8 protein-coding genes are annotated in these 12134 nt (G+C 33.6%); 3 read left to right on the top strand and 5 right to left on the bottom strand.

What is annotated here, in order from left to right:
• Window positions 1-31: 31 nt before the first annotated feature.
• From glgB to AC4PRO_RS15595, 3 genes are all read right to left on the bottom strand, one after another.
• Window positions 32-1939, bottom strand: coding sequence for a 1,4-alpha-glucan branching protein GlgB (gene glgB / locus AC4PRO_RS15605; RefSeq protein ID WP_492118026.1), 1908 nt, complete (start codon window positions 1937-1939; stop codon window positions 32-34).
• 68 nt (window positions 1940-2007) lie between these two features.
• Window positions 2008-3288: a glucose-1-phosphate adenylyltransferase gene (locus tag AC4PRO_RS15600; RefSeq protein ID WP_074724603.1), complete on the bottom strand. Its 1281-nt coding sequence runs from the start codon at window positions 3286-3288 to the stop codon at window positions 2008-2010.
• Entirely contained in the window at window positions 3285-4706 is a 1422-nt protein-coding gene (locus AC4PRO_RS15595; protein WP_492118025.1) for a glycogen synthase, read from the bottom strand. The genes AC4PRO_RS15600 and AC4PRO_RS15595 overlap by 4 nt, the downstream gene beginning before the upstream one ends.
• 186 nt (window positions 4707-4892) lie before the next feature.
• On the opposite strand from AC4PRO_RS15595, the gene AC4PRO_RS15590 reads away from it, so the two are divergent.
• Genes AC4PRO_RS15590 through AC4PRO_RS15580 form a run of 3 tightly spaced genes read left to right on the top strand, consistent with a single transcriptional unit; the run spans window position 4893 to window position 6820 of the window.
• On the top strand, window positions 4893-5759 hold the full coding sequence (locus AC4PRO_RS15590; RefSeq protein ID WP_492118024.1) for an alpha/beta hydrolase: 867 nt from the start codon (window positions 4893-4895) through the stop codon (window positions 5757-5759).
• 26 nt (window positions 5760-5785) lie between these two features.
• Complete coding sequence (gene msrB, locus AC4PRO_RS15585) at window positions 5786-6172, top strand: peptide-methionine (R)-S-oxide reductase MsrB (protein WP_492118023.1); 387 nt, start codon at window positions 5786-5788, stop codon at window positions 6170-6172.
• Window positions 6173-6178: 6 nt separating this feature from the next.
• A complete protein-coding gene (locus AC4PRO_RS15580) occupies window positions 6179-6820 on the top strand; it encodes an endonuclease III domain-containing protein (RefSeq protein ID WP_492118022.1) in 642 nt (213 codons plus the stop codon).
• A gap of 211 nt (window positions 6821-7031) precedes the next feature.
• Here the strand turns inward: AC4PRO_RS15580 and AC4PRO_RS15575 are convergent, their stop codons facing one another.
• Window positions 7032-8651 carry an amidase gene (locus AC4PRO_RS15575; RefSeq protein ID WP_492118021.1) on the bottom strand — a complete coding sequence of 540 codons (1620 nt, stop codon included), beginning with the start codon at window positions 8649-8651 and terminating at the stop codon, window positions 7032-7034.
• A gap of 137 nt (window positions 8652-8788) precedes the next feature.
• Window positions 8789-11782, bottom strand: coding sequence for a sensor histidine kinase (locus AC4PRO_RS15570; RefSeq protein ID WP_492118020.1), 2994 nt, complete (start codon window positions 11780-11782; stop codon window positions 8789-8791).
• Window positions 11783-12134: the final 352 nt, after the last annotated feature.

The raw sequence follows: 12134 nt of genomic DNA, 5'->3' as shown, positions 1-12134 counted from the left end.
ATAAAAATACTAAACCTAATAATTTAAATGGTTATACAATTTTAAAAACGGTTACAGCTAAAGGAGCTAGCGTTAGTTCTACTGAATAATCGCGTCCGTCATATGGTGCCGCTTCTATCCCTAATTTAGCCGTATTCTTTATTCCGCTACCACCATAAATAGTTGCATCACTGTTAAAAATCTCCTTCAGCTTTCCTTTTCTTGGAATACCGATCCGATAGTTTTCACGAACTACCTGAGTAAAATTACAAACGATAATTACATCGTCTTTTACCTTTGTTCCTTTTCGAATATAGGATATAACTGCGTTTTGATGGTCTGAATAATTTATCCATTCGAATCCATCGGGACTAAATTGCTTTTCATATAATGCCGGCTCCGTTTTATATAAACCATTTAGATCAGTTATCAACCTTCTTACCCATTCATGGTATGGATACTCATTTAAATGCCAATCAAGACTACCCTCAAAACTCCATTCGGCACTTTGGCCAAATTCACAACCCATAAATAGTAATTTTGTTCCCGGATGCGTGAACATATAGCCATAAAGCAGTCGTAAATTTGCGAATTTTTGCCATTCATCACCCGGCATTCTGCCAAGGATAGATTTTTTTCCATACACCACTTCGTCATGGGAAAGTGGCAACATAAAATTTTCTGAAAAAGCATAGGTGGAAGAGAAAGTCAAATCATTTTGATGGTACTTTCTATAAACAGTATCTTTTTGAAAATATTCTAAAGTATCATGCATCCAACCCATCATCCATTTCATCCCAAACCCTAAACCTCCAATGGAAGTGGGTCTTGAAACCATCGGAAATGAGGTGCTTTCTTCAGCAATTGTTTGGACACCTTCAAAATTAGAATATACTGCTTCGTTGAATTCTTTTAAAAAACTTATGGTATCTAGGTTTTCCCTTCCACCGTAAATATTAGGCTCCCATTCCCCTACTTTTCTTGAATAATCTAAGTACAACATCGAAGCTACTGCATCCACGCGAAGCCCGTCTGCATGGTAATATTGCAACCAAAACAAGGCATTACTGATCAAAAAAGAACGAACTTCATTTCGCCCATAATTAAATATTAAACTTTTCCAATCTGGATGATAGCCTTTTTTACGATCTGGATGTTCAAAAAGATTGGAGCCGTCAAAGAATCCTAATCCATGTGCGTCATCTGGGAAATGAGAAGGAACCCAATCCAGAATAACTCCAATTCCAGCTTGATGCAATTTATCAACTAATAACATAAAACCTTGTGGATCTCCAAAACGGGATGTCGGTGCAAAATAACCCACGAGTTGATATCCCCAAGAAGGATCGTATGGATACTCCATGATGGGCATAAACTCCACATGTGTAAATCCAGTTTCTTTTACATAAGCAACTAAGTCTTCTGCAAATTCAAGATAAGTCAAGAATCGATTGTCTTCTATATGTCGTTTCCAAGAACCTAAATGAACCTCATAAACGGAGTACGGCTTGTCCAGCGCATTGTGATCCTGGCGATTCTCCATCCATTTAGTATCATCCCATTTGTAATCGAGATTCCAAACTATAGATGCGGTATGCGGTGGCTTTTCACAATAAAAAGCAAAAGGATCTGCCTTTTCAGTAACAATTCCGCCATTATTCGATTGTATTTTATATTTATAGGTAGCCCCTTTTTCAATATTTGGAATGAACCCTTCCCAAATACCAGAGGAATCCCATCTTACCTCAAGCAGATTTTCCCCTTGTGTCCAGAAATTAAAATCTCCCACAACAGATACAGAATGAGCCGTTGGAGCCCAAACAGCAAAATAAACGCCTTTTACGCCATCTAATTCAATCAGATGCGCTCCAAGTTTCTCATATAATCTGTAATGTTTTCCAGCTTTAAATAAGTCAATGTCAAAATCAGTAAAAAGGGAATGCGTGATAACTTTACTCATATAGTACTTGTATGATTCTAAATATTTAAAATAAATAGAATATTAATTTTAGAAAAAGTAGCAATAGTTTAATTAATTATGTAATTATCCGGTAATACGGCACCTTTTTTTATCACAACAATACCATCCTTTATCGCATATAACTCATGCGAAACATCTTCTAAATGCTTACCTCCATTGATGTAAACGTCATTACCAATTCTACAATTTTTATCCACTATAGCGTGACTGATAAAACATCTTTCACCAATACCTACCAATAATTTATGGTTTTTTATGTCCTCATTCATATCATCAATACTCTGATAAAAATCATTACCCATCACATAGGTGTTTTGAATAATAGTCCCATCGCCTATTCGAGATCGAATCCCTATAACTGATCTTTTAATTTCTTTAGCATGGATAATACAACCTTCAGAAATTAGTGATTTCTCCACTAACGTTTGGTGAAATTTTGACGGAGGTAATAATCTAGGACGGGTATAAATCTTATTGTCACTGTCAAATAAGTTAAATTTAGGAATATCATCTGTCAAACCGATATTCGCCTCAAAAAACGAATCTATATTTCCTATATCAGTCCAATATCCTTCATATTGATAACTCAGTATTTTTTGTTTTCCCACAGCTTGGGGTATAATTTCTTTTCCAAAATCCTTTGTATCTGGATTTTTCATTAAATCAATTAATAGCTGTCTATTAAATATATATATACCCATGGAAGCTAAGTACAGTTTACCTTCACTTTTCATTTGTTCACTAACATCTGATTGCCAATCCGGCAGCAGTTCCTTAGCAGGTTTTTCAATAAATGATTCTATGCAATTCTCATCATTTGTTTTTAAAATTCCAAATTCTGGCGCATCCTTAGCATTAACCGGTAAAGTAGCAATTGTTATATCTGCTCCATGTTTTATATGTTCCTCAATCACTTCGTTGAAGTCCATTTGGTATAATTGATCTCCAGAAAGAATTAAAACATAATCAAAATCATGATTCAAAAAATGAGGCATACATTGTCTCACTGCATCAGATGTTCCCTGAAACCATGTTGGATTATCAGGAGTTTGTTCGGCAGCAAGAATATCAACAAAAGCTTGACTAAAAGCGTTAAACGTATAGGTGTTTTTTATATGTGCATTTAAGGATGCAGAATTAAACTGTGTCAATACAAACATTCTTTTAATGTCTGAATTCATACAATTTGAAATTGGAATATCAACTAATCTGTATTTTCCAGCAATAGGCACTGCAGGCTTAGACCTGCTTTCAGTTAATGGAAATAATCTAGATCCTTGACCGCCTCCTAAAATAATTGCAATAACATTTTTATTCTTAGCTTTCATACTTTGTTAATTATTAAATTATAAACCTCTAAATATTCTTGACATGCTTTTTCCCAGGAATGATCTGTGTTCATACCTAATTTTCTAATTTCATTAAAATGTTCTTTATCTTTATATAAGTTTACTGCCCTTTGAATGGAGTAACAAATATCTCCAACAGAAGCTTGATCATGAGAAATTCCGTTGCCATTATCTCCAAAATCAGTTACTGTGTCTTTCAACCCTCCTGTTCTTCTCACAATTGGAATTGTTCCGTATCTAAGGGAGTACATTTGATTCAACCCGCAAGGTTCTACCCTTGATGGCATCAATAAAAAATCAGCTCCTGCATAAATTAAATGCGCTAATTCTTCGTTGTATCCAATAAACGTGTTATAATTTCCTTTATAATCTACCAATAAACTATTCAAATGGTTTTCTATCTCTTGATTTCCGGAGCCTAAAATAAGAATGTTGATTTCTTTATAATTTTCTGATAAGGCCAAAGCAGATGCTTGTGGTAATAAATCACCTCCTTTTTCTTCTAATAAACGTCCTATAAAACTAAAAAGTGGTTTTGTAGGATCTAAATTAAATAAAGTGCATAATATCTTTTTATTCTGTTGTTTGCCTTTCTCAAAATTTTCAACTGAATAATTTTTTTCTAACATTTTATCCTTGGCCGGATCCCAAACTTCGGTATCGATACCGTTTAATATTCCTTTTGATTTATAGCGTACAATATTAAAAAGTGATTCTAATCCATTTGCTGAATAATTAATCTCATTCAAATAATTTGGCGAAACGGTCGTCACTGCCCAAGCGCATTTAATACCTACTGCCAAAGAATTGATACATTTATCCCATTCTAAAACATTTACATGAGCTAAATCAAATTCTGGCAAATAGTGTAGTTTATCAAATCCAAATTGCCCTTGATATAATCCATTATGAATGGTAATCATCGAAGGTGTATTTTGTAATTTTTTATATTTGGCACAATACAACATCATAAATGGAATCAAGCCTGTATGATGATCATGACAATTGATTACATCCGGCATCTCATCACGTCCAATTATCCAATCTAAAGTCGCAATTTGAAAAGATAAAAACCGTTCGATATCATCTTCATATCCGTAAACTTCTTTTCTGTCGAATAATTCGGGAATTTCAATAAGGTATAACTCAAATCCTAACTTATCTGTTGTTTCCTTGAGTACATTAAATGAAAAATTGAATTTTCCCAGTTTTACAGAACCCCAATGGACACATTCAAATTTATTTTCTATTTTAAATTTTGTGTCATAACAAGGAATCACAACTCTTGCAAGGTGACCAGCTTTATTCTGGTATTTTGGTAAAGCCCCTACAACATCTGCTAAACCACCCACTTTTGCTACGGGATAACACTCTGCGCTAATATGAAATATTTCCATTTATTAAATTTTGTTATTCTTCAAATTATGTAGTCGAATTGAAAATTCTTTTTTTGTTAATGCCATTCTTTATTTAATGTAAATGGTTAAATTGACATTAAAACTTTACTAAATATACTACTTTTATGCTTTTCTAAATTTAGTAAAAATTATATAATATAAAAAGCGTCTCAAAAATTTATCAATATGACAAAAAAAACTTCCATTCATACGCAATCATTGAAAATTCCTAAGCCTATTCTACTTGCTAGTAAATTTATCTCTTTAATTTCGTCTAAACTCACCATATTGTTTGCCGCAAAATTGTTTACGACACCCATAAAACATACCATTCCCAAAAGGGAATTCGAAATGGATCAGATAAGTGACCAAAAAAAACTTCAGATTCCTGTTATAAACAAAACGGTAGTTGTTTACCAATATGGTCAAAGTGACAAGAAAGTTTTGTTAGTTCACGGTTGGTCTGGCCGGGGTACACAATTAGTGAAGATTGCAGATGCATTAGTGAAATCAGGTTATTCTACCGTTAGTTTTGACGCTCCTGCACATGGTAAATCACCTGGAAATCAATCTATAATGACTGAGTTTATCGCTTCAATTTTGGAAATTGACAAACAGTATGGTCCTTTTGAATCGGCTATTGGTCATTCTCTGGGCGGAATGTCGGTGCTAAATGCAATAAAAAAAGGACTTAAATTAAATACTGCTGTAATTATAGGAAGTGGAGATGTTGTTCAAGATATTATCGAAGATTTTATTGCTAAATTAGAACTAAAGCCTAGTTTTGCCACTACTTTAAGACTTCATTTTGAAAAAAAGTATGGCGAAAAAATGAACGACTATTCCGCTTATCAAGCGGCTAAAGAAATTACGATGCCTGTTTTGGTAATCCATGATAAAGATGATCCTGAAGTTCCTGTAAAAGCAGGCCAAAACATTTACGATCATTTAAAAAATGGCGAACTCCTATTAACAGAAGGTTTGGGGCACCGAAAAATTTTAGGTGATTCGGAGGTCGTTAAAAGAACGGTTCAATTTGTAACCAAAAACTAATTATTATCTCAATATCAACTGTACAAATGAAATATCCTTTAGAAAAATCCGAAGCCCAATGGAAACAAGAACTGGGAGAAGAAAGATACCGTGTCCTGCGTGAAAAAGGAACAGAACGTCCACACACCGGAACTTACAATTTGCACTATGAAGAAGGAACTTATTGCTGTGGCGCTTGCTCAGAACCTTTATTTGAAAGCAATTCAAAGTTCGACGCGCATTGTGGTTGGCCATCGTTTGATGATTCAATCCCTGGAAAAGTAAAATATGTCTTAGATAAAACGCATGGAATGACACGTACCGAAATAGTTTGTGCTAATTGTGGAAGCCATTTAGGACATTTATTCAATGATGGCCCAACGGCTACCAGTCAACGGTATTGCGTAAATTCGCTGTCAATAGATTTCAAATAATAGTAAATGGATTTATTCGGAAACTCAAATGATTGGGCACAAAAATTAGACCCTATTCTAATAAAATACAAAGGAAGAAAACATCCATTGGAGTACCGCAGTTTATATCAGCTTTTGGTGATGGTTGTTCTATCAGCTCAGGATTCTGATGCCAATATAAATAAAATAGCTCCAATCCTTTTTGAAGTTTATCCAAATATACAAAGTTTGGCAGTTTCGAATGTAGAGAGGCTAATACCCTATATCTCCAAAGTCAAAAATTTTGAAACTAAAGCCAATTGGTTAATAGAAATCGCAAAAACCATTAAAAAAAACGATAGCATTCCTCTCACAATGGATGGCTTGACGGCTTTAAAAGGTATAGGCCGCAAATCTGCGAATGTTATCCTGCGCGAAGCAAAAGTTCCTGCAGAAGGGATAATTGCAGATTTACATGTCATCCGTGTAGCGCCCAGAATCGGATTAATCTCAGAAGCACAAGATGGTAACAAGGTCGAAAAACAATTGATGCAAGTATTACCACAAGAAATTTGGGGCGAAATAGGTATGGCAATATCTTTTCTGGGAAGAGAAATTTGTCGCCCAACTCCAAAATGCCTTGAATGTCCGATTAATCCAATCTGTAAGTATTACAAAGAGAATTTCTAAAATTAACAGGTGACGATGGAATTGTCTACATGGATAAAGACAGGAATAATACCATGGAGTTCAAAACTGCCAGAATGTACAGCGCATCAATTGACAAAAAAGTAAAACTTACAATAGGTATTTACAAAAAGTAAAACACATTCAAGAGTACCATAACAAATAAAGGATATTCATCCCATTATTTGTCACAGGTCTTTTTTACCAACTATTTCTATAAAAAGGATTTCTTGAAACTAGGTTTAATTCTGTTAGTGGAGGCTTGTTCATAAGCATAGGCCATTCCTATTAATTCAGGTTCTGAATAAGCTGTCCCAAAGAATGAAAAACCTATTGGTAATTCATATACCTTCCCGCAAGGCACCGTAATATGAGGATACCCACTTGCAGCTGCCGGAGTTGTCAGGAATACATCTCCCCAACGGTCTCCATATATATTGTCGATACTACATGCAGGTCCCATTGTTAATCCGCATATTGCATCAAGCCTATTCTCTTTGATTATATCATCCAAAATTTTCTTAGAACCGAAATGGCTTTTATTTAATGCTTCAATATAATTGTTGTCATCAAGTCCTTTCTTTTCGTTCGAACTTATTAACGTTTCCTGTTTAAAATAAGGCATCGTCTTGTCTTCATTGGCAATATTGAAATCAATCACCTCTTTTAATGTTTTTACTTTCGCATTTGAAGCAGCCAAATACTTGTTGACTCCAGCTTTGAATTCATACTGCATCACTTCAAATTCAGCGGCTCCTAATTCATTTATTTTATCTAAATAATCGATTTCAATGACTGTCGCCCCTTGCTTTTTAATCAGATCAATCGCTTTCTTTTGTAGTGCATGCATAAACTGATTTTGACCCTGAGGTTTTCTCTCCACCCCAATTCTTTTCCCTTGTAATGACTTTGCATCTAGAAATTTATTATAGTCTGTTTCACTTTTTCCAACACTTTCACTAGTAACGGGGTCTTTAGAATCAATTCCTGCTAATATTCCAAGTAAAATAGCAGCGTCTTTAACTGTCCTTGCCATTGGTCCAGCCGTATCTTGAGTATGCGATATGGGAATAATTCCAGATCTGCTGACTAATCCTATTGTAGGTTTAATACCCACGATACCACTAACTGCAGAGGGACAAACCACAGAACCATCAGTTTCAGTACCCACAGCCACGACGCAAAGATTTGCTGCTACTGCCACTGCAGAACCCGCGCTGGAGCCACATGGATTATGATCTAAAATATAAGGATTTTTTGTTTGTCCGCCTCTACTGCTCCATCCAGAACATGACTGAGTGGAACGAAAATTTGCCCATTCACTCAAGTTTGCCTTACCAATAATGATGGCACCCGCTTCCCTGAGCCTCTTTACTATAAAAGCATCTTTCGAAGCAATATTCCCTTCCAAAGCCAGTGAACCAGCAGTAGTTTGCATTTTGTCAGCCGTGTCGATATTATCTTTTATTACAATCGGTATACCGTGTAAAGGGCCTCTTGATTTACCCGCTTTCATCTCGCCATCCATCGCCTTTGCAATAGCTAAAGCTTCCGAATTTATTTCTATAATCGAATGTAACTCAAGCCCGTTTTTATCTATAGCGTCAATACGGTTTAGATATAATTGTACTAATTGTTCTGAAGTATATTTACTGGAAGCTAATTTCTCTCTTAAGCTAGTGATTGTTTCTTCTTCTAATTCAAATACCACTGTAGAATCCGCAACAACATCTGGTTCCTCGTTCTTTTTTATATTAGTACAACCCGAAATGAAAAAAGCACTAAGACCAGCAGAAGCCATAGTTGTTGTAGTTAAAAAAGTTCTTCTTTTCATAGCTGAAAGTATTTGAGCATTATTTCTAAAAATCCACCCCTAAAGTAGTACATAATTTTTAATTTAGATTAACTGCCATAAAAATTATTAGCACCTTAGTAAGTTGATGCAATTTAGCAACCCAAAACACCTATTTCTTAAATAATCAGTCGAATCGTAATCGTTGTACCCTCATTCTCCGTAAAATTAAGATGGATGGGATCCATATTAGAGGGCTGCAATAAAATAATTCGCTCTCTAGCCAACGCAATACCTCTTGAAACGTGGAATTTAGATTGTTTATGTGTATTTAAGCCTTTTCCGTTATCACTAATTTTACATTCTAAAATATTATCAGCGACCATTTCAAAAGATATTTTCAGTTTTGGTGAAAGATGACATTCATCAAAAGCGTGAACAAAAACATTTTCCACAAAAGGCTGAATTAACATGGGTGGAATTTCTAATACCTTCATATCAATTGAAGGATCAATGAAAATTTCAATTGCAACACGGTCTTTAAAACGCCTATTTTCAATATAGATATAACTACTTAAATACTCTATTTCATCTTCAATAGTAATTGTTTGCTTTGGTGAGTTTTTTAAAGTTTTTCTCATCAATCCTGCAAATTCACTAATGTATAATGAGGAATTGTGTTCGTCATTTGAACCAACATACTCTTGAATAGAATTTAAAGCATTAAAAATAAAGTGAGGATTCATCTGGTTAGACAAAGCTTCATGTTTGGCCTCTGTTATTTGTTTTTCCTTTTCTGCTTTTTCTTTTTCGCTATTATTTCTACGTATGATTATATAAACTACAATACCAAAAACAATTATAATAATAAGAGAAATAAACCACCAAGCTAACCAAAATGGAGGCCTAATTTGAATCGACAATACATTAAAAACACGCGCCAAACCATTGTTCAGATCAAATACTTCAATTTGTACTTCATACTTGCCATAGGGTAAATACGGTAAAAACAAATTGGTCTTATCGCTGTATGGACTCCATCTATTAGTTGACTTTAAACGATATCTAAATTTTAATTTTTCAGGAAAGGGGTTTCCATTGGGAACAAAATCAATTAAAAAAGAATTTTGTTGATAATCACAAACTATCTTTTTAGAAGAATACCTAAACCATTTATAATTAGATCTACTGACAGGAATGTTATTAACTGTTATCTTAGTTATATCTATACCTGAAACGGCAATCTGCTCTTTTAAAAATATATCTAAATCAACAGTATAAAAACCATTTTTTGTTCCCAACCATAACTCATTATCCCTGATTTGGGAAACAGTGAAATTACAGTCATTCAAACCTTGCTCTTTATTAATAAACCGGAAGATTCCATTTTGATAAATATTGATTCCCTTTTCAGTACCAATAAAAATATAATCCTTGTAAGCTTCTAGAAAAAGGATTGTTTTACCAATTAAATCCTCTTTTTTGATTGTATCCAATACTTTAAAAGCGGCCCTATCATCCACGATAAATACATTTCCAAATTCAGCAGCTAATATAAGTTGGTCTTTTTCATTTACCGTAATATGCTTGAATTTATTTTCTTTCCAAATACCATCAGCTAAATACGATTGAAATTGATTATTGTGATAAACATACAAGCCATTAAAAACCGACAGAAGATACGTTTTGTTCTTATTATTTAATATTTGTACGATATATTTTGGCGTGTTTTTTTCAAACTTAGAATAATGGGTACTTTTAAGAGAATAGATATCATCATATACCCTAACTCCGGCATAAGTAATCGTTTCAATAAATTTATCATTTGATGAAAACCCAAATTTAAGACTGTGTTTAGGGATATAATTGATAATCTTCCCTTCTGAATTCATTTCGAAAATACCAATATTACTACCAATCCAAAATGACGTTTTATGTTTTACCATTTCATAAAACACAATTCCATCGGCTTTAATATTGAAATTGAGTTCAAAATCTCTTGACTCAACTCCTTGCTTATTTATTATATTGTTTCCTTTATTTAAAAAGGCTTGTTCAGCTTTTTTAAAATCAAGCAGCGAGACCGTTTTTAAAATTTCTTTATCTGTATTTAAAATACTAACTCCCTTACTGTGTAAAACAATTTTTTGTTTCCCATTATTCTCAAAATTTATGACTGAATATCCATAAAATGGAGAATAATCAATCATTTTATCTAATCGAACTTCATAGATTCCTTTATCATTCGAGCCAACATATAAAATGTCTTCTTTTTTATTATAAACGACATTGAGTAAAACTTTGGAATCGATTCCATACAAATCAGAGATATTAATCATTTCATCATTCTCAATACGATACAACCCGCCATCAGGATTATAAATACCCCAAGCAGCTGCAAAAACGATGTTTCTTTTATCCTTAGCAAATTGCCAAACCGTTGATTTTCCAAATTGAGAAGAGCCCAATTTACCTTTTTTAATATCTAATATATCAAACCTATCAACAAAACCATTATTTCCGCTGTATAAACTAGAACCAAAAAGACCTAAACCATAAGTGTTTTTATGAAAAATTACAGGAATTATCTTGGGAAATGAACCCGATTCGTCAATCTTATACAAACCATCAAAAACGGAAGCAAAATATACTATACCGCCATATTCAAAAAACGAAATACATATAAAATCCTCTTTATGGACTAGTACAATTGGCGTAATGACTTTATTACTATAAATGTCAATTATAGAAACACCTTGCTCTGTGCCAACATACATTTTATTCTTATAAGGAAAAACCTTTCTTGTCTTATTGGCGAGTAAGCCTTCTTTCTGCGTGAAAACAGTAAATTTCTGACCATCAAATTTACTGACACCACCTCCGTAACTGGCAAACCACATATTACCATTCGTATCTTGTGAAATATCCCAACAACTGTTATGTCCTAAGCCCTTGGATTCATCTATTGTTGAAAATACTCCATTCTGCATTATGGAAACGCCATTTTCTGTACCAATCCATAATACGTTCTTAGAATCTAAAAATAAAGATCGCACCGCATTATTAGGCAAACCATCTGCGGTTGTGTAGTTTTTGGAGGGGAAGTATTGACCAAATGATGAAAAAGAGAGTGTAAATATGAAAAACAGAAAAAACCTATTTTGTAATTTCATTCAAGAATATTTTGTTTTGATTTAATTTAATTGAAAAAACTATTACTTTTTATTGACTATAAATCAGTTTAAGACCCCATATGGAAAATCACCAATCTAGCAAAATAAAAGCCCTTGAATTTGTTGTTTAGACATTTATAGAATAATCGCTACTTCAGCGAAAGTAAACTTTTAAAATCGTAAAAATGGTTTAATTAAACAAAAATATTAACAATTATAACACGCAATATCTATCAAAATTAACATTATTTTGCCTTTAGTGAAAACGAAAAAACGGATCAAGACAAAATGTTGTGGGGAAATATTAAAATCTTGATATTTGTGTTTCCAAATTATACCAAATGCAAGACTC

The sequence above is a fragment of the Flavobacterium sp. DW-iso2 genome, assembly GCF_058725285.1.
This window is presented reverse-complemented; position numbering and strand designations above follow the sequence as displayed.